Source organism: Streptomyces sp. NPDC034049, from assembly GCF_055575575.1.
The window spans coordinates 23,509-41,029 of record NZ_JBVISJ010000019.1 but is presented as its reverse complement, the minus strand read 5'-3'; the positions used below and the strand labels follow the sequence as shown (position 1 = coordinate 41,029).

Here is a 17,521-nt window from a genome sequence, read left to right as displayed (position 1 = left end):
GCAGGGCGCGACCCCAGGGCGGGAAGGCCGGGCCCCGGCCTCAGCAGACGGGAAGGCCGGGCACCGGGGCGTCGTTGTCGCCGCCCTGGATGTAGACGTCGCTGACGTAGACGTCGGTGTTGCCGCTGTCGTCGTCGGTCTTGGCCCACCAGACGTTGGTCCACTCGCCGGAGGTCTCCCGGCGGCCCAGGTTCGCCTGGCAGTAGAAGTAGTTGGTGCCCTGGTTGAGGACGCCGACCTCGGTGCCCGCGGCCGTGTAGGACTTGGCGGTGGTCCAGACCGTGCAGTTGTACTTGCCGCCGCCGATGGGGTGGCAGACCGGTTCCTCGGTGGTCCCGCCCCCGGTCGTGCCCCCGCCGGTGGTGGTGCCGCCGGAGGTGTCGGAGCCTCCCGTGCCGCCGCCGGTCGTGCCGCCGCTCGCGTTCTTCGACGGCGTGGTGGAGGCCTCGGGCTGCTTCTCGTCGTCCTTCTCGTCCTTCTCTGTCCGCTCGCCGGGGCTCGCGGACTTCTTGTCGTCCTTCTCCTTCGGGGAGGAGTCGTCGGTGAGGTCGACCGTGCCCCGGCTGCGGCCCGGTGAGGGCGTGCCACCGCTCGACCCGTCGTCGGCGGAGGACCGGGCACCTGTCTGCTTGCCGTCGTCTCCGTTCAGCAGGGCGACCGTGACGCCCGTGGCCGCGAGCACGACGGTGACGGCCACGGCGGCGAGCAGGGCGCGGCCCTTGCGCGGACGCCCGCCGCCGGTCGAGGACACGGTGGTGGCGGCGCCGGAGGCGGGTACGGGCGGCTGCGGGGCGGCCGCACCGAGCCCGCCGACCGTCGCGGACGCCCCCGTACCGGGCCCCGGGAGCGGCTGCGGCGGCCCGAAACCGGGGGTCGCACCCGTCCCGCCGAACGCGGCCCCCGCGCCCGTGCCGTCGAAGCCTCCGCCCGCCGTCGCCGGCCCGAAGCCGGGCGGCACCGAGGGAAGGCTGCGTTCGGTCTCCGCCCTCGGCTGCGGCGCCGGACCGCCGGCCGTCGCCGTCGTCGGGGAGCCGAGCGGGTCCCCGGCGGCCACGGCCTCCAGCAGCTCGCGGGCCCGGTCCGCGTCCGGACGGAACTCCGGGCGCTTGTCCATCAGTTGCCGCAGGACCGGACCGAGGGGTCCCGCCCGCCGCGGTTCGGGCAGCGCGTCGCTCACGATCGCGGTGAGCGTGGACCAGGTGGACGTACGCCGGAACGGGGACGAGCCTTCCACGGCCGCGTACAGGGTGGCGCCGAGGGCCCAGACGTCGGAGGCGGGGCCGGGGTCGTTGCCCTGGGCTCGTTCGGGGGCCAGGTAGTCGAGGGAGCCGACGAGTTCGCCGCTGCGGGTGAGGTGGGTGGCGGAGCCGTCGCCCGGGTTCTCCATGGTGGCGATGCCGAAGTCGGTGAGGACGACGCGGCCCGTGCGGTCCAGGAGGATGTTGCCGGGCTTGACGTCGCGGTGCAGCACACCGACCCGGTGGGCGGCGGCGAGGGCGTCCATCACCTTGGCGCCGATCGCGGCGGCCTCGCGCGGGTCGAGCAGGCCCCGGTCGTTCAGCACGTCGTCCAGGGACGGGCCGTCGACCAGCTCCATGACGATCAGCGGGCGCCCGTCGACCTCGGCCACGTCGTGCACGGCCACGACCCCGGGGTGCCGGACGCGGGCGGCGGCCCGGGCCTCGCGCTGCATGCGCAGCCCCAGGTCGGCCAGTTCGGGCGCGCCCGCGTCCGTGTAGGTGCGCAACTCCTTGAGGGCGACCTCGCGGTGGAGCACCTCGTCCACGGCCCGCCAGACGACGCCCATGCCGCCGCGTCCGAGCTGCTCCACGATCCGGTACCGACCGGCGAGGATCCGCCCGGCACCGTCCGTCTGTCCGTTCGCCCCCGAAGACACCCGCGCCCCGTTCCTGTGACACACCGATGAACGGGCGTAAGCCTAAGCGGTGGTCGGGGGCGCTTCGGACCGTCGGCGGCGGCTGTCACAGGACCGCTACGCACCCCGCCGCCGGCCCACCCGTCCGTACCCGCCCGTACCGGCCCCTACCGGCCGGAGACCGTCAGATCCGCCCGCCTCGGCGCCGCGAAGCCCTCCAGGCCGGCGCGGGTCAGTCCGCTCGCCCCGGAGACCTCGTCGATGTCGAGGGCGCCGCAGTCCAGGCCGCGCAGCAGATAGCCGGCGAGGGCCTTTGCGGTCGCGGGCTCGTCCATCACGTCGCCGCCCGCGCGGTCGGCGTACCGGGACAGACGGGCGGCGGCCTGGGCGTACCCCTCGCGGTAGAAGGCGAAGACGGCCGCGTAGCGGGTCGGGATGTGGCCGGGGTGCATGTCCCAGCCCTGGTAGTAGGCGCGGGCGAGGGCGCGGCGGGTGAGGCCGTAGTGCAGCCTCCAGGCGTCGTGGACCTGGGTGGTCGGGCCGACGGGCAGGACGTTCGTCGAGCCGTCCGAGACGCGTACGCCGGTGCCGGCCGCGGCGACCTGCATGATCGCCTTGGCGTGGTCGGCGGCCGGGTGGTCGCTGGCCTGGTGGGCGGCGGAGACGCCCAGGCAGGCGCTGTAGTCGAAGGTGCCGTAGTGCAGGCCGGTGGCGCGGCCCTCGGCGGCTCCGATCATCCGGGCGACGGTGGCGGTGCCGTCGGCGGCGAGGATGGACTGGCTGGTCTCGATCTGGATCTCGAAGCCGATCCGGCCGGGCTCCAGGCCGCGCGCCTTCTCGAAGGCCTCCAGGAGCCGGACCATGGCGGTGACCTGCTCGGCGTACGTGACCTTGGGCAGGGTCAGGACCAGCCCGTCGGGCAGACCGCCGGCCTCCGTCAGACCCGTGAGGAAGATGTCGAGGGTGCGGATGCCCCGGTCGCGCACGGGCGCCTCCATGCACTTCATGCGGATGCCCATGTACGGGGCGGCCGTGCCGTCGGCGTAGGCCCGGGCGATCAGCCGGGCGGCGCGGGCGGCGGCCTCGTCCTCCTCGGCGTCGGGGCGGGCGCCGTAGCCGTCCTCGAAGTCGACGCGGAGGTCCTCGATCGGCTCGCGCTCCAGCTTGGCGCGGACGCGGTCGTACACGGGTTCGGCGAGGTCGTCGCCGAGGCCGAGGACGGCGGCGAAGGAGGCCGCGTCGGGGGCGTGCTCGTCGAGGGCGGCGAGGGCCCGGTCGCCCCAGGTGCGCAGGGTGTCGGCGGCGAAGTGGTCGCCGGGGACGTAGACGGTGTGCACGGGCTGGCGGGTGCCGGGGTCGCCCGGGTAGCGCCGCTCCAGTTCCGCGTCGACGGGGGCGAGGGAGGCGCTGATCTCCTCGCTGACGGCGCCCGCGAGACTCGTCGCCACGTTCTCCTGTCGGCCCTGCCCCATTCCACACCCTCCGTATTCCGCAGTACGGAATCAACAATCCGTATAACGAAGCTAACTGTCGATCTTCACCCCGGTCAACACCTCTCGGACGTGGGATTCCCCAAGCACGTGGCCTGGTCACCGCAGATCCGGCGTCTTCTTCCGTATCAGTAGGCAAGCTTCATGGTGACTCGCAAGGGGAGGAGATCGCGTGCCGAACGAGGTCGGAGTGACGCGTCGCCAAGGACTCAGGTCCGCGGCGGCCGCCGCCATCGCCGTGCCACTGCTGACGACGGCGGGCTCGTCACAGCCGGCGTCCGCGGGTGAGTACGGGGGCGCGCTGAACGTGATGACGTTCAACGTGCGCTTCGCGACCGTCGTCGACAGCACACCGCGCTGGGCCGTGCGTCGGCCGGTCATGCGGGAGCTGCTGCGTCGCGAACGGCCGCATGTCATCGGCACCCAGGAGGGGCTCTACCAGCAGTTGCGCATGATCGAGCGGGATCTGGGCGCGCACTACGACTGGATCGGCACCGGCCGGGGCGGCGGCAGCAAGGACGAGTTCATGGCGATCTTCTACGACACCCGCAGACTCGACCCGATCGAGTTCGACCACTTCTGGCTGTCCGACACCCCGTACACGATCGCCTCCAACACCTGGGGCGCAGACTGGCTGCGCATGGTGACCTGGGTGAAGTTCGCCGATCTCGCCGACGGGGGCCGGGAGTTCTACGTCCTGAACACCCATCTGGACAGCGTCAGCCAGTACGCCCGGGAGCGCTCGGCGGGGCTGATCGGCGAGACGATCGCCGGCTGGGACCGCGCGGCGCCGGTCGTCGTCACCGGCGACTTCAACGCCGCCGCCCACGACAACAGGGTCTACGACCTGATGCTGGGCAACGGCCTCGTGGACGCCTGGGACGCGGCCGCCTCGCGCACCGAGGCGTACGGGACCTATCACGGCTACCGGGCGCCCAAGCCCGACGGCAGACGCATCGACTGGATCCTCACCTCGCCCGGGGTCACCACGCACTGGGCGGCGATGAACACCTTCTCGATGGACGGGATGTACCCGAGCGACCATCTGCCGGTGCAGGCCTCGTTGACCCTGGGATGAGCCGAGGCCCCCACGACCGCGCGGACGGTCGTGGGGGCCTCGGCGGGCTCGTGAAGGCTCAGCCCTTGCGGGTCTTGATCTCCTCGGTGAGCTGGGGGACGACGTCGAAGAGGTCGCCGACGACGCCGTAGTCGACGAGGTCGAAGATCGGGGCCTCGGCGTCCTTGTTGACGGCCACGATGGTCTTCGAGGTCTGCATGCCGGCGCGGTGCTGGATGGCGCCGGAGATGCCGTTGGCGATGTAGAGCTGCGGGGAGACGCTCTTGCCGGTCTGGCCGACCTGGTTGGTGTGCGGGTACCAGCCGGCGTCCACCGCGGCGCGCGAGGCGCCGACAGCCGCGCCGAGGGAGTCGGCGAGCGCCTCGATGATGGCGAAGTTCTCGGTGCCGTTGACACCGCGGCCACCGGAGACCACGATCGCGGCCTCGGTCAGCTCCGGACGCCCGGTCGACTCACGCGGGGTGCGGCCGGTGACCTTGGTGCCGGTGGCCAGCGCACCGAAGGTGACCTCCAGCGCCTCGACGCTGCCGGCGGCCGGGGCGGCCTCGACGGCTGCCGAGTTGGGCTTGACCGTGATGACCGGAGTGCCCTTGGAGACACGGGACTTGGTGGTGAAGGAGGCGGCGAACACCGACTGCGTCGCGACCGGACCCTCGTCGCCGGCCTCGAGGTCGACGGCGTCGGTGATGATGCCGGAGCCGATGCGCAGCGCCAGACGGGCGGCGATCTCCTTGCCCTCGGCGGAGGAGGGGACCAGCACGGCGGCCGGGGAGACGGCTGCGACGGCGGCCTGCAGCGCGTCGACCTTCGGCACGACCAGGTAGTCGGCGTACTCGGCGGCGTCGTGGGTGAGGACCTTGACGGCGCCGTGCTCGGCGAGCGCGGCGGCGGTGTCACCGGCGCCGGCACCGAGCGCGACGGCGACGGGCTCACCGATACGGCGGGCCAGCGTCAGCAGCTCCAGCGTGGGCTTGCGGACGGCACCGTCCACGTGGTCGACGTAGACGAGAACTTCAGCCATGGGATTGCTCTCCTGCGGATTGCGAAGGCGTACGGGGCGGTAAGAGAGGGGGCCTTTAGATGAACTTCTGGCCCGCGAGGAACTCAGCGAGCTGCTTGCCGCCCTCGCCCTCGTCCTTGACGATCGTGCCGGCGGTACGCGCCGGGCGCGCGGCCGCGGAGTCGACAGCCGTCCAGGCGCCCTCCAGACCGACTTCCTCGGCCTCGATGTCCAGGTCGGACAGGTCCCAGGACTGAACCGGCTTCTTCTTCGCCGCCATGATGCCCTTGAAGGAGGGGTAACGCGCCTCGCCCGACTGGTCGGTCACCGACACCACCGCCGGAAGCGACGCCTGAAGCTGCTCGCTCGCCGCGTCACCGTCACGGCGGCCCGTGACGACGCCGTCCTCGACGGAGACCTCGGACAGCAGCGTCACCTGCGGCACACCCAGACGCTCCGCCAGCAGCGCCGGGACGACACCCATCGTGCCGTCGGTGGAGGCCATACCGGAGATCACCAGGTCGTAGCCGGCCTTCTCGATCGCCTTCGCCAGCACCAGCGAGGTACCGATCGCGTCGGTGCCGTGCACATCGTCGTCCTCGACGTGGATCGCCTTGTCCGCACCCATCGACAGCGCCTTGCGCAGCGCGTCCTTGGCGTCCTCCGGACCCACGGTCAGCACGGTGATCTCGGCGTCGTCGGCCTCGTCGGCGATCTGCAGCGCCTGCTCCACCGCGTACTCGTCCAGCTCGGAGAGCAGACCGTCCACGTCGTCACGGTCGACGGTCAGGTCATCGGCGAAGTGCCGGTCGCCAGTGGCGTCGGGCACGTACTTCACAGTGACAACGATCCTCAAGCTCACGCCGGCTCTCCTACTGCATCGTCATTTCTGGGCTGCCTTCTTCCAGGCAGCATAGGCGCCTGAAGCGGCCGATCCCGACCGGGGCGACCCGCGCTCCGATCGAAATATTACTCGCCAGTACGACGTCTACGTTCCCGCATTGCGTGCCCGCTAAGCAAGCGCTTTGAACTGTGAGTTAGGCAACCCTGCGTAATCGGGCGGGAATCAGTCTCGCAGACCGTTGAAGCGGCCCTGGTGGTACAGCAGCGGCCGGCCGGCACCCGAGGGGTCCCCCACGACGACCTCGGCGAGGACGATGCGGTGCTCCCCGGCCGGGACGCGTGCCACCACCTGGCAGACCAGCCAGGCGAGCACGTCGTCGAGCACGGGAACTCCCTCCGGACCGCTACGCCATCCGGTGGGCGCCCCGAACCGGTCGGCGCCGCTGCGGGCGAAGGTGGCCGCCAGCTCCCGCTGGTGCTCCCCGAGTATGTGCACGCCGATGTGCTCCGCCTCGGAGACCGCCGGCCAGCTGGAGGCGCCGGTGCCGATGCCGAACGAGAGCAGTGGGGGGTCGGCGGAGACCGAGCTGAGCGAGGTGGCGGTGAAGCCCACCGGGCCGGCCGCTCCCCGGGCCGTGATCACCGCCACACCGGCGGCATGGCGGCGGAAGACCGAGCGCAGGAGATCGGGGGAGGCGAGCTGGGGCGAACCGAGGCCGGAGGTGGCCGTCATGGAACTGTCCTTCTGCTGGGGTCGACGGACTCGTGCGTGGCTGCTCACGGACCCGGACAGCGCGCACCGGCCGTACGGGCCGGGAACGCCCTGGGCATGTCGTCGCGCGGGAGGAGAAGGAGTTCTCGGGACATACGGCCAGGCTGACGATGGGTGACGCGTACAGTCAAGTGCGTTCCGGAATGCGGCGTCACACGGCCTCGCCCAGTGCGGCGATCACATCCGCCTTGCGCGGCTGACCGGTTGCCCTGCGCACGATCCGGCCGTCGGCGTCGAGCACGAGCACGGTCGGCGTCTTGAGGATGTCGAGCCGGCGCACGAGGTCCAGGTGTTCCTCGGCGTCGATCTCCACATGGGCGACGCCCGGAACCATTCCGGCCACGTCGGCGAGGACCCTGCGGGTCGCCCGGCAGGGAGCGCAGAAGGCGCTGGAGAACTGCACCAGCGTGGCCCGTTCGCCGAGCCCCTCCCCCAACTCCGCCGCGCCGACCCGCTTGTCGCCGTCCCGCCCGCGCACCCTGACTCTCCCGCTCCGCCGCCGATGCAGCACTCCGTAGGCGCTCGCCGCCGCGAGCACCAGCCCACACACCACAAGTCCGGTCACAGCGTGCTTCAGCGTTCACGAGACCGCAAAGATTCCCCACTCCCCACGGAGATTGGCTTGCGGAATGCTTGACGCATGGACATCGATGTGAGGGGACCCCGCTTCGGGGCGGCCGTGACGACCGTGGTGCTGGCGGTCGCGCTGATCACCGGCAGCGCCTGGCTGCTGGCCTGGCAGACGTTCGCGTTCGCGCTGGGCGCGGCGGGCGGGGTGGGGCGGTCGCCGTACGGCTGGGTGTTCCGCACGCTCGTCCGGCCGCGCCTCGGCCCGCCGACGGAGTTCGAGCCGCCGGAGCCGCCGCGGTTCGCGCAGGCGGTCGGGCTGGTCTTCGCGCTGGTGGGCCTGGTCGGGTTCACGGTGGGGCCCGGGTGGCTGGGCCTCGTGGCGACCGGCGCCGCGCTCGCCGCGGCCTTCCTGAACGCGGCGTTCGGGTACTGCCTGGGATGCGAGATGTATGTGCTGGTCCGGCGGGTGACCGTACGGGCCCGGTGACCTCGGGGTGAACGTTCGGGGGTCGATCGCGTGTCCGACGTGACGAGAATCTCGCCCCTGGCCGGCACCAAGACTGGCTACTCGTGCGTTCTTGGGGCACGATCTGCGAGATGCCGTAAACCTACGGCTGCGTAACTTCCCGCCGGGAGACCCATTCCCAGGCAGAGAGAAGGGTCCACTCCGCCCATGGCAGAGCTTGTCTACCGCCCCGCGATCGGTCTCGCCCAAACCCTGTTCAAGGTCTGGGACCTGAAGATCGATCTCAAGGGGACGGAAAACATTCCGCGCTCGGGCGGCGCGGTGCTGGTGAGCAATCACATCGGCTACCTGGACTTCATCTTCGACGGCCTGGCGGCACTGCCGCAGAAGCGCCTGGTGCGTTTCATGGCCAAGGAGTCGGTGTTCCGGCACAAGGTCTCCGGTCCGCTGATGCGCAACATGCGGCACATCCCGGTGGACCGCAAGCAGGGTGAGGCGGCCTACACGCACGCGCTGGACTCGCTGCGCTCCGGCGAGATCATCGGCGTCTTCCCCGAGGCCACCATCTCGCAGTCGTTCACGCTGAAGAGCTTCAAGTCGGGTGCCGCGCGGCTGGCGCAGGAGGCCGGTGTCCCGCTGATCCCGATGGCCGTGTGGGGTACGCAGCGGCTGTGGACCAAGGGCCACCCGCGCAACTTCAAGCGCAGCCACATCCCGATCACCATCCGGGTCGGCGAGGCGATAGAGGCCTCCAAGGACAAGTACGCGGGCGCCATCACCCGCCAACTCCGCGAGCGCGTGCAGGAGTTGCTGGAGGCGGCCCAGCGCGCCTACCCGGTCCGCCCCAAGGGCCCGGACGACACCTGGTGGATGCCGGCCCACCTCGGCGGCACGGCCCCGACCCCGGAACAGGTCCGCGAGGCCGAGGCCCGCTGACCCGGTCCTACAGCGCCGCGGGCAGCGTCCTCCACAGGTGCGGCCTGTCCCGGGCCGCCCGGAGGGCGCCGATCACGGCCGGGTGCGGTGCGGCGTGGAGCGTCGGATAGTCCGCCTCGCCCGCGGCCGGGTCGGGCACCCAGGCCAGCCGTTCCCCGGTCAGTGAGAAACGGGCGTCCACCCCCGGCTTGTTCCCCCGGGGGTCCTGGCGGTGCCAGGCCCCGTTGAAGCGCACGGCGACCAGCCCGTGGACGACGTGTCCGTCCCCGTCGTCGGACGCCAGCCGCTGGTAGCAGAGCGCGGTCGGGATGTCCTCGGCACGCAGCAGCGCGGCGAGCGCGTGGGCCTTGGCGTAGCAGATCCCGGTGCGGCGCGCGAGGACGTCGGACGCCCGCCAGGTGACGCGCGGATCGCCGACGTCCTGGGAGTGCGGGATGGCGTCGCGCACGTACTCGTACGCCGCTTGCGCATAGCCATACGAGTCCGCCACCTGCTCGGCGAGGTGCGCGGCCGTCAGCCGCACCTGCGGATGGTCATGGTCGATGACCTCGTCGGCCTGGAGATAGGCGGACAGGTCAGGGGTTTGCTGGATCAGCTCCATGCCTGCGGAGCATAGGAAAACGATCACCCGAGAGTCAATGACTTTTCAGGTGACCGTATATTTATGCAGGCATGGTCAGTGCGTCAGCGCGCCATCTCCTCCTTGAGCGCCGCGACGAAGCCGTCCACGTCCTCCTCCGTGGTGTCGAAGGAGCACATCCAGCGGACGTCGCCGGCCGCCTCGTCCCAGAAGTAGAACCGGAAGCGCTTCTGGAGGCGTTCGCTCACGTCGTGCGGGAGGCGGGCGAAGACGGCGTTGGCCTGCACCGGGTACAGGATCTCGACGCCGTGGACCGCGCGGACGCCCTCGGCGAGCCGTTGCGCCATCTCGTTGGAGTGCCGGGCGTTGCGCAGCCAGAGGTCCTTCGACAGCAGGGCCTCCAACTGCACCGACACGAAACGCATCTTGGAGGCGAGCTGCATGGACAGCTTGCGCAGATGCCTCATCCGGCGGACGGCGTCCTGGTTGATGACGACGACCGCCTCGCCGAACATCGCGCCGTTCTTGGTGCCGCCCAGCGAGAGCAGGTCGACGCCGGCCGCGTTGGTGAACGTCCGCATCGGCACGTCCAGGGAGGCGGCGGCGTTCGCTATCCGGGAGCCGTCCAGGTGCACCTTCATGCCGTGCGCGTGGGCGTGGTCGCAGATCGCGCGGATCTCCTCGGGCGTGTAGAGGGTGCCGAGTTCGGTGCTCTGGGTGATCGAGACGACCTGCGGCATGGCGCGGTGCTCGTCGTCCCAGCCGTACGCCTGCCGGTCGATCAGCTCCGGGGTGAGCTTGCCGTCGGGAGTGGGCACGGTGAGCAGCTTCAGTCCGCCGACCCGCTCGGGCGCCCCGCACTCGTCGACGTGGATGTGCGCGCTCTCGGCGCAGATCACCGCGCCCCAGCGGTCGGTGACCGCCTGGAGCGCGACGACGTTGGCACCCGTGCCGTTGAAGACGGGGAACGCCTCGGCGGTGGCGCCGAAGTGGCTGCGGACGATCCGCTGGAGGTTCTCGGTGTAGTCGTCCTCGCCGTAGGCGACCTGGTGCCCGCCGTTGGCCAGGGCCAGGGCGGCGAGCACCTCGGGGTGGACCCCCGCGTAGTTGTCGCTGGCGAAGCCGCGGATCTCCGGGTCGTGATGGCGTCGGGCGTCGGTCTTCGGAGGGTTCACGGCTTGTCGGTCAGCCACAGACGGTGTCCGTTCACTTCGGCGGCGGGCTTGTCCCAGACCCCGGCGATGGCCTCGGCCAGCTCCTTGACGTCGGTGAAACCCGCGAACTTCGCGTTGGGGCGGTCGGCGCGCATCGCGTCGTGCACCAATGCCTTCACCACCAGGATCGCAGCCGCGGAGGTCGGCCCTTCGGGCCCGCCCGCCTTGCGGAAGTAGTCGGCCGCGGCGAGCGTCCACGCCTCGGCGGCGGCCTTGGCGGCGGCGTACGCCGCGTTGCCGGCGGTGGGCTTGCTGGCGCCGGCCGCGCTGATCAGGACGTACCGGCCGCGCTCGCTGCGCTGAAGGGCCTCGTGGAAGGCCAGGGAGGTGTGCTGCACGGTGCGGATCAGCAGCATCTCCAGGAAGTCCCAGTCGTCGAGGCTGGTCCGGGTGAAGGTCTCGCTGCCGCGCCAGCCGCCGACGAGGTGGACGAGGCCGTCGACCCGGCCGAAGTCCTTCTCGATGCGGGTGGCCCAGTCCCGGGTCGACTGCAGGTCCAGGAGGTCGACCGTGTCGCCGACGACGGTGGCGCCACCGTGCGCGTAGCGGGCCGCGTCCACGGCCTCGGAGAGCCGCTCGGGGTCGTTGTCGGAGCCGACGACGATCGCCCCCGCGTCGGCCAGCCGCAGCAGGGCCGCCCGGCCGGCGGGTCCGCCCGCGCCGGCCACCGCGATCACCGCGCCGCTCAGTGCACCGTTGCCGTTCTGCATGGTCTTCGCCTCCTGGGCAGCGACTGTGACGTCTGCGAGCCGGGCGGTCACGCGGCGATCCGCTCGGTGTCCGCCGCCGTGATGCCCTTGGTGGAGGCGATCACGGTCTTCAGCTTCTTGGCGAGCGCCTCATAGAACATGCTGAGCGGAAACTCGTCCGGAAGCACGTCGTCGACGAGTTTCCGCGGCGGCTGCGTCAGATCCAGGGCGTCCGGGCCCTTGGCCCAGCGGGAGCCGGGGTGCGGGGCGAGGTAGGTGGAGACCAGCTCGTAGCCGGCGAACCAGTGGACGAGCTTCGGGCGGTCGATGCCCTCGCGGTAGAGCTGCTCGATGTCGGCGCAGAGCTGGTTGGTGACCTGCGGGGCGCGCTGCCAGTCGATGTGCAGCTTGTTGTCCGTCCAGCGGACGACGTCGTGCTTGTGGAGGTAGGCGAAGAGGAGCTGGCCGCCGAGACCGTCGTAGTTGCGGACCCGCTCGCCGGTGACAGGGAAGCGGAACATACGGTCGAAGAGCACGGCGTACTGCACGTCACGGGCCTGCGGGACGCCGTCGGCCTCCAGCTTCACGGCCTCCTTGAAGGCGGTGAGGTCGCAGCGCAGCTCCTCCAGGCCGTACATCCAGAACGGCTGGCGCTGCTTGATCATGAAGGGGTCGAAGGGCAGGTCGCCGTGGCTATGGGTGCGGTCGTGGACCATGTCCCACAGGACGAAGGCCTCCTCGCAGCGCTTCTGGTCGTGGACCATCGCGGCGATGTCCTCGGGCAGCTCCAGGCCGAGGATGTCGACGGCGGCGTCGGTCACCCGGCGGAACCGGGCGGCCTCGCGGTCGCAGAAGATGCCACCCCAGGAGAATCGTTCCGGCGCCTCGCGCACGGCGATCGTCTCCGGGAAGAGGACGGCGGAGTTGGTGTCGTAACCGGCCGTGAAGTCCTCGAACTTGATGCCGCAGAACAGCGGGTTGTCGTAGCGGGTGCGCTCCAGCTCCGCCAGCCAGTCGGGCCAGACCATGCGCAGCACGACCGCCTCGAGGTTGCGGTCGGGGTTGCCGTTCTGCGTGTACATCGGGAAGACGACCAGGTGTTGCAGGCCGTCCGCGCGGTTCGCGGCGGGCTGGAAGGCCAGCAGCGAGTCGAGGAAGTCGGGCACCCCGAAGCCGTCGTCGGCCCAGCGCCCGAGGTCCCCGACCAGCGCCTCGTGGTAGGCGGCGTCGTGCGGCAGCAGCGGGGACAGCGCCTCGACGGCACCGACGATCTCCCGCACGGCCTGCTCGGCGGCGGCCGGAGCGGGGGCCCCCTCCGCGTCGAGGTCGATGGAGCCGTCCTTCGACTGCCATGGCCGGATCCGCTCCACGGCGTCCTTGAGCACGGGCCAAGCCGGGTGCTCCACCACCCTACTGACCGAAGGAACAACGCCCTCCGCACCCGTCTGCACAAGAATTTCCGTCATGACCCCATCCTCCACGGGAGAACCTTTCGTAAGGACACCGTATGTAGCGAGGGTTCCCCACCGCAAGACCGATCTTGAGCGGCTCAGCCGGAAATCTTCCCGCCACTCCCGGCACCTAACCGCTGAATCTCCTGTCACACGCGTCATAGATCACACTTCGTGCGCCGCGCTCTCCGCGCGCACGGCACCCGGGGTCAACGCGCGCCGGACTCGCCCACTCAGGGATGACCTGATCGGTGCGGCCAGGTGCGGAAAGGGTCCTGTTCTCCGACGTGGCACGGGGTGACACGCCCCGAAAGGCCCCGTGCACACGCGGATGCATCGCACGTCGGGAGGACTACGCTGCGCCCCAGCCGCGTGCCGCCCCTCCCCCGGTCACGCGGGCCGAGCCGCCGTCGACGGAAGCGAGTCCACCTTGAACTTCCTCACCATCGGTCACCGCGGAGTCATGGGTGTCGAACCCGAGAACACCCTCCGTTCCTTCGTGGCCGCCGATCGCGCGGGCCTCGACGTCATCGAACTCGATCTGCATCTGAGCAAGGACGGCGCGCTCGTCGTCATGCACGACGCGGATGTGGACCGGACGACGGACGGCACGGGCCCGATCGCCGACAAGACCCTCGCCGAGCTGCGCGCCCTGGACGCGGGCCGCGGCGAGCGGGTGCCCACCTTCGAGGAGGTCCTGGACGCGGTACGGGCACCGCTCCAGGCCGAGATCAAGGACACGGCGGCGGCCCACGCCCTCGCCGAGATCATGCACCGGCGCGACCTGGTGGGACGGGTCGAGGTGCTGTCCTTCCACGACGAGGCGGTCGCCGAGATCGCCCGTCTCGTGCCGGGCGTGCGCACCGCGCTGGTCGCCAGCCGCTACGGCACCGACGTCGTGGACCGGGCGGTGGCGGTGGGCGCCACCACCCTGGTGCTGAACATCCGGCGGCTGACGCTGGAGGTCGTCGAGAAGGCCCGCAAGGCGAATCTGCGGATCATCGGCTGGGTGGTGAACACCCAGGACCATCTGCGCCTGGTCCGCGCCCTCCAGCTGGACGGCGCGACGACCGACTACCCGGACATCAAACGCACGGGCCGCTTCACCGCCTGATCCCCACGCCCTGCCGCTACGCCAGCTCCTTCACCAGCAGCTCGAACCGCAGGTCGTCCCGCTGCGGGATGCCGAATCGCTCGTCGCCGTACGGGAAGGGGGTCATCCGTCCCGTACGGCGGTAGCCCCGCCGCTCGTACCAGGCGATGAGGTCGTCCCGTACGGAGATCACGGTCATGTGCATCTCCCCCACACCCCAGGACGCGCGCGCGATCCGCTCGGCCTCGGCGATGATCACCTTGCCGAGGCCCCCGCCCTGGAGGGCCGGGCTCACCGCGAACATCCCGAAGTAGGCGTGCGCGCCGCGGTGTTCGAGCTGGCAGCAGGCGACGACCGCGCCCTCCCGCTCGACCGTGAGCAGCCGGCTGTCGGGGGCCTTGATGACCGCCAGGACACCCTCGGGATCGGTCCGCTGCCCTTCGAGGATGTCCGCCTCCGTGGTCCACCCGGTCCGGCTGGAGTCCCCTCGGTACGCCGACTCGATCAGCGCGACGAGGACGTCCACGTCGGCGTCGGTGGCGTCACGGAAGGTCAGGTCGGTGGCGGCGGTGTCCACGGGCTGCTCCTGGTAGCTCTCCGCAGGGATCGGACACCGAAGAGGGTAACGACCCCCGCGCCCGGCTGAGCGCCTACCCTCGATCGCATGATCCACGTACTGAGCAGCCGCACCCTCCTTCGCCCCACCGACCCGGAACGCTCCCGTGTCTTCTACGGCGAGCAGCTCGGACTCCCCGTCTACCGGGAGTTCGGTACGGGCGAGCACCGGGGTGTCGTCTACTTCCTCGGCGGCGGTTTCCTGGAGGTCGCCGGCCGCTCGCCGACGCCGCCGTCGCCCGCGCTGAAGCTGTGGCTGCAGGTCGCGGACGTGACGGCGGCGCACACGGAACTTGTGGCGGCCGGGGTGGAGGTGCGGCGTCCGCCGGTGAAGGAGCCCTGGGGGCTGGTCGAGATGTGGATCGCCGACCCGGACGGCACGGAGATCGTACTGGTGGAGATTCCGGCGGACCATCCGCTGCGCTACCGGCCGGGAATCTGAGCGGTCACATCCCGGTGGACGGTGCGCGGCATCGCGGGCCCGTGGGGGACGCCATGGGTTCCCGCCCGAAGTCCCCTCGCCCGGGCGAACGTTCGCCTCAGGCCCGCGGCAGCCCCAGACGGCCCTCCAGCTGGATCAGCAACTCGCCCAGCAGCACGGCGAGTTCACGCCGGTCGCCGGTTTCCACCCCGGAGAGCACAGTCTCCTCGTACGCCAGTTGCTCCGGCATGACGCTGTCCACCAGGTCGCGGCCGGTGTCGGTGAGACGGACATGGGCGACGCGTCGGTCACGGGCGTCTCCCCGACGCTCGACGAGACCGCGCTCGGTCAGCAGCTTGAGTCGTTTGGTGACGGCGGCGCCGGAGGCGAAGGTCTCCCGGGCGATCTCACTGGGCGTCAGCTCGTGGCCCGTGCGGCGCAGGGTGCCGAGGACGTCGAACTCGGGGCGGGTGAGCCCGGCGTGGCGCAGGGGCGCGTCCTCGGCCTGCTGGAGGAGGGCGGCACAGCGGTTGACCCGGCCGATGATCTCCATCGGGGCGGTATCGAGACCGGGGTGCACCGTCTGCCACTGGCGCACCACCTTGGCGACCGTGTCCCCGAGAGCCGCGCCACTGCCCGTCCCCGCCCGCCCGTTGCCTGCCGTCATGCCCGTGCGCCCTCCGCTGCCTGGAACCCGTGCTGTCGTACCGTCGCCGCGAGCGTACGGTGTCCGGCCCGCTCGACGTGTGTCACCCGCTCCGTCGGCAGCGCGCGTTGCCACCATTCGCCGCTCGCGGTGTCGGTGACGGCGCGCAGTTCGACGAGTGCGGCGGACAGGGCGCGGCGGGCGGCGGGCAGCGCGCCGGGGGCGGCGTCCGGGTCGGCGGCCGTACGGAGCGTGTGCGCATGCGCGCGCTCCACGGCGGCGAGGGCGTGGGCGACCCGGTCGCCGGCGCGCCGGTCCATGACGACCACCGCCGCGAGGAGACCGACGAGAGCGCCCACGAGGGTGTCCAGGAGCCGGTCGGTGATCAGCTCGCCGGGGTTCGCGAGGCGGACGAACTCGGTGACGAGGAGGGCCATGGGGGTGACGCAGACGGTACCGAGCCAGTAGTTGCGGCTGATGAGGGCCTCGGCGCCGAAGGCGAGCGCCAGGCAGCACAGGACGAGCGCGGCCGGGCCGAGGTGGGCGAGCGGGACCAGGGCGGCGAAGGCCAGCACCCCGACGAGGTTGCCGACGACGCGCTGGACGCCCCGGCTCCAGGTGAGGGTGAGGTTCGCCTGGTAGAGCGAGGCGGCGGTGACCAGGGCCCAGTAGGGGCGGCCGACTCCGAGGGCGAGGGAGGCGTATCCGGCGAGGGCGCACCCGAGGGCGGTGCGCACGGCGACGGGGGTGAGCAGGGCGTGCGGGTTCCAGGAGGGGCGTGCGGTCCAGGAGGAGCGCCGGCGGCCCGTGTGGGGGCGTTCCGCGTCGTGCGGTGCGTCGGCCGCGCCCGCCGGGGCGGCGGCGCGCCGGAGGTGGGCGACGGCGAGCGCGTCCCCCGCGAGCGCCCGCAGTCGGTCGGGGTGCGCCTCGGCGGGCGCGGCGAGTGCGGTGTCGGCGCGGACCAGGAGCGCCGCGAGGGCGCGGCGGGGCTCGGTGCGGGGCCCGGCGGTGAGCAGGGTCTGCCAGGCGGTGTGCACGGCGCCCGCCGCGGTCATGCGGGAGCCGGGGCGCTCGGGTTCCTCGACGTGGGCGGCCACCGCGCGCAGCGCCTGGGCGGTGGCGCGGCGCTCCGGGCCGTACGGGCGCGGCAGACCGGGGGCCATGCAGACGAGCCAGGCCCAGGCGCCCGCGACGGCGGTCACGGCGAGGTGGCCGGGGACCTGGGCAAGGCTCTGGGGGGCGAAGAGAGCCGCCGAGGTGACGAAGGTGAGGACGACGTTGGCGGGCGGCCCGATCCGGCTCGCGTCGCACAGGGCCTTCTGCGCGGCGGCGAGGAGCGCACCCACGGTCACCAGCGCCACCGCGTTCGTGGTGAGCGAGGCGGTGACGAGGGCGACCGCCAGTCCGGCGACCATGCCGAGCACAACCCGGGCGAGGGTCAGGGCGCGGGCCGCGTAGGGGCGGTGGTGGGCGTAGAGCGCGCACAGGGAGCCGGCCATCGTGTACATGGCCAGGTCGAGGCGGTCGAGGGCCAGCAGCGTCAGGCTCGGCGGTGCCGTCGCGACGACCACGCTGAGCGCGGGCTTGAACCAGATCTCGGAGGGGCGGTTCACCCGGAGGACACCGGCGAGCGGGAGCCGGTGGGCACGGGGGCGTGGGACGCTGCGCATACAGGAACCTTAGCAGGTGTTTTACTCGTGAACGATATGCCGCCCGCGTGGCCCCGCACTCCCGCGTGGCCCCGCACTCCCGCGCGACGCACTCCCGCACGCTCCCCCGCG

18 protein-coding genes are annotated in these 17,521 nt (G+C 71.7%); 5 read left to right on the top strand and 13 right to left on the bottom strand.

Annotation, left to right across the window (positions count from 1 at the left end; all coding sequences use genetic code 11):
* Positions 1–40: 40 nt before the first annotated feature.
* Both ACZ52C_RS36820 and ACZ52C_RS36815 read right to left on the bottom strand, forming a co-directional pair.
* On the bottom strand, positions 41–1,897 hold the full coding sequence (locus ACZ52C_RS36820) for a serine/threonine-protein kinase (protein WP_469078883.1): 1,857 nt from the start codon (positions 1,895–1,897) through the stop codon (positions 41–43).
* A gap of 146 nt (positions 1,898–2,043) precedes the next feature.
* Positions 2,044–3,348: a DUF6986 family protein gene (locus tag ACZ52C_RS36815; protein ID WP_469078882.1), complete on the bottom strand. Its 1,305-nt coding sequence runs from the start codon at positions 3,346–3,348 to the stop codon at positions 2,044–2,046.
* A gap of 190 nt (positions 3,349–3,538) precedes the next feature.
* Between ACZ52C_RS36815 and ACZ52C_RS36810 the strand changes: the two genes are divergently transcribed.
* The gene (locus ACZ52C_RS36810) at positions 3,539–4,444 is read left to right on the top strand and encodes an endonuclease/exonuclease/phosphatase family protein (RefSeq protein WP_469078881.1); all 906 of its coding nucleotides are present in this window, start codon (positions 3,539–3,541) and stop codon (positions 4,442–4,444) included.
* Between the two features lie 58 nt (positions 4,445–4,502).
* On the opposite strand, the gene ACZ52C_RS36805 is transcribed toward ACZ52C_RS36810, so the two are convergent.
* The 4 genes from ACZ52C_RS36805 to ACZ52C_RS36790 form a co-directional block, all read right to left on the bottom strand.
* The gene (locus ACZ52C_RS36805) at positions 4,503–5,465 is read right to left on the bottom strand and encodes an electron transfer flavoprotein subunit alpha/FixB family protein (protein WP_469078880.1); all 963 of its coding nucleotides are present in this window, start codon (positions 5,463–5,465) and stop codon (positions 4,503–4,505) included.
* 55 nt (positions 5,466–5,520) lie between these two features.
* Positions 5,521–6,306 (bottom strand): electron transfer flavoprotein subunit beta/FixA family protein, encoded by a 786-nt coding sequence (locus ACZ52C_RS36800; RefSeq protein ID WP_469078879.1) that lies wholly within the window; start codon positions 6,304–6,306, stop codon positions 5,521–5,523.
* Between the two features lie 204 nt (positions 6,307–6,510).
* Positions 6,511–7,020 (bottom strand): flavin reductase family protein, encoded by a 510-nt coding sequence (locus ACZ52C_RS36795; RefSeq protein WP_469078878.1) that lies wholly within the window; start codon positions 7,018–7,020, stop codon positions 6,511–6,513.
* Between the two features lie 190 nt (positions 7,021–7,210).
* Positions 7,211–7,624, bottom strand: a complete 414-nt coding sequence (locus ACZ52C_RS36790) for a thioredoxin family protein (protein ID WP_469078877.1) — start codon at positions 7,622–7,624, stop codon at positions 7,211–7,213.
* Between the two features lie 75 nt (positions 7,625–7,699).
* On the opposite strand from ACZ52C_RS36790, the gene ACZ52C_RS36785 reads away from it, so the two are divergent.
* Positions 7,700–8,116 carry a DUF4395 domain-containing protein gene (locus ACZ52C_RS36785; RefSeq protein WP_469078876.1) on the top strand — a complete coding sequence of 139 codons (417 nt, stop codon included), beginning with the start codon at positions 7,700–7,702 and terminating at the stop codon, positions 8,114–8,116.
* Between the two features lie 186 nt (positions 8,117–8,302).
* Positions 8,303–9,031 carry a lysophospholipid acyltransferase family protein gene (locus tag ACZ52C_RS36780; protein ID WP_469078875.1) on the top strand — a complete coding sequence of 243 codons (729 nt, stop codon included), beginning with the start codon at positions 8,303–8,305 and terminating at the stop codon, positions 9,029–9,031.
* A 7-nt stretch (positions 9,032–9,038) separates the two neighbouring features.
* Here ACZ52C_RS36780 and ACZ52C_RS36775 read toward each other — a convergent pair whose 3' ends face one another.
* The 4 genes from ACZ52C_RS36775 to ACZ52C_RS36760 form a co-directional block, all read right to left on the bottom strand.
* Positions 9,039–9,632, bottom strand: coding sequence for a transglutaminase domain-containing protein (locus tag ACZ52C_RS36775; RefSeq protein WP_469078874.1), 594 nt, complete (start codon positions 9,630–9,632; stop codon positions 9,039–9,041).
* Between the two features lie 83 nt (positions 9,633–9,715).
* Positions 9,716–10,786 (bottom strand): threonine aldolase family protein, encoded by a 1,071-nt coding sequence (locus ACZ52C_RS36770; RefSeq protein WP_086802775.1) that lies wholly within the window; start codon positions 10,784–10,786, stop codon positions 9,716–9,718.
* Entirely contained in the window at positions 10,783–11,535 is a 753-nt protein-coding gene (locus tag ACZ52C_RS36765) for an SDR family NAD(P)-dependent oxidoreductase (protein ID WP_045561731.1), read from the bottom strand. The genes ACZ52C_RS36770 and ACZ52C_RS36765 overlap by 4 nt, the downstream gene beginning before the upstream one ends.
* Before the next feature lie 47 nt (positions 11,536–11,582).
* A complete protein-coding gene (locus ACZ52C_RS36760) occupies positions 11,583–12,980 on the bottom strand; it encodes a DUF6421 family protein (protein WP_469078873.1) in 1,398 nt (465 codons plus the stop codon).
* Between the two features lie 415 nt (positions 12,981–13,395).
* Here ACZ52C_RS36760 and ACZ52C_RS36755 point away from each other — a divergent pair, with 415 nt between their 5' ends.
* Positions 13,396–14,079, top strand: a complete 684-nt coding sequence (locus tag ACZ52C_RS36755; RefSeq protein ID WP_469078872.1) for a glycerophosphodiester phosphodiesterase — start codon at positions 13,396–13,398, stop codon at positions 14,077–14,079.
* A gap of 16 nt (positions 14,080–14,095) precedes the next feature.
* Here ACZ52C_RS36755 and ACZ52C_RS36750 read toward each other — a convergent pair whose 3' ends face one another.
* Positions 14,096–14,635, bottom strand: coding sequence for a GNAT family N-acetyltransferase (locus ACZ52C_RS36750; protein ID WP_469078871.1), 540 nt, complete (start codon positions 14,633–14,635; stop codon positions 14,096–14,098).
* Positions 14,636–14,722: 87 nt separating this feature from the next.
* Here ACZ52C_RS36750 and ACZ52C_RS36745 point away from each other — a divergent pair, with 87 nt between their 5' ends.
* The gene (locus tag ACZ52C_RS36745; protein ID WP_469078870.1) at positions 14,723–15,115 is read left to right on the top strand and encodes a VOC family protein; all 393 of its coding nucleotides are present in this window, start codon (positions 14,723–14,725) and stop codon (positions 15,113–15,115) included.
* Between the two features lie 97 nt (positions 15,116–15,212).
* Here the strand turns inward: ACZ52C_RS36745 and ACZ52C_RS36740 are convergent, their stop codons facing one another.
* On the bottom strand, positions 15,213–15,761 hold the full coding sequence (locus tag ACZ52C_RS36740; RefSeq protein ID WP_086802779.1) for a MarR family winged helix-turn-helix transcriptional regulator: 549 nt from the start codon (positions 15,759–15,761) through the stop codon (positions 15,213–15,215).
* The gene (locus ACZ52C_RS36735) at positions 15,758–17,410 is read right to left on the bottom strand and encodes an FUSC family protein (protein ID WP_469078869.1); all 1,653 of its coding nucleotides are present in this window, start codon (positions 17,408–17,410) and stop codon (positions 15,758–15,760) included. Before ACZ52C_RS36735 ends, ACZ52C_RS36740 begins: the two co-directional genes overlap by 4 nt.
* Positions 17,411–17,521 lie beyond the last annotated feature (111 nt).

Coding starts and splice junctions, on each gene's coding strand:
- ACZ52C_RS36815 (WP_469078882.1), bottom strand. CDS start 3,348: ATGGGGCAGGGCCGACAGGAGAACGTGGCGACGAGTCTCGCGGGCGCC.
- ACZ52C_RS36805 (WP_469078880.1), bottom strand. CDS start 5,465: ATGGCTGAAGTTCTCGTCTACGTCGACCACGTGGACGGTGCCGTCCGC.
- ACZ52C_RS36795 (WP_469078878.1), bottom strand. CDS start 7,020: ATGACGGCCACCTCCGGCCTCGGTTCGCCCCAGCTCGCCTCCCCCGAT.
- ACZ52C_RS36785 (WP_469078876.1), top strand. CDS start 7,700: ATGGACATCGATGTGAGGGGACCCCGCTTCGGGGCGGCCGTGACGACC.
- ACZ52C_RS36780 (WP_469078875.1), top strand. CDS start 8,303: ATGGCAGAGCTTGTCTACCGCCCCGCGATCGGTCTCGCCCAAACCCTG.
- ACZ52C_RS36775 (WP_469078874.1), bottom strand. CDS start 9,632: ATGGAGCTGATCCAGCAAACCCCTGACCTGTCCGCCTATCTCCAGGCC.
- ACZ52C_RS36765 (WP_045561731.1), bottom strand. CDS start 11,535: ATGCAGAACGGCAACGGTGCACTGAGCGGCGCGGTGATCGCGGTGGCC.
- ACZ52C_RS36760 (WP_469078873.1), bottom strand. CDS start 12,980: ATGACGGAAATTCTTGTGCAGACGGGTGCGGAGGGCGTTGTTCCTTCG.
- ACZ52C_RS36745 (WP_469078870.1), top strand. CDS start 14,723: ATGATCCACGTACTGAGCAGCCGCACCCTCCTTCGCCCCACCGACCCG.
- ACZ52C_RS36740 (WP_086802779.1), bottom strand. CDS start 15,761: ATGACGGCAGGCAACGGGCGGGCGGGGACGGGCAGTGGCGCGGCTCTC.
- ACZ52C_RS36735 (WP_469078869.1), bottom strand. CDS start 17,410: ATGCGCAGCGTCCCACGCCCCCGTGCCCACCGGCTCCCGCTCGCCGGT.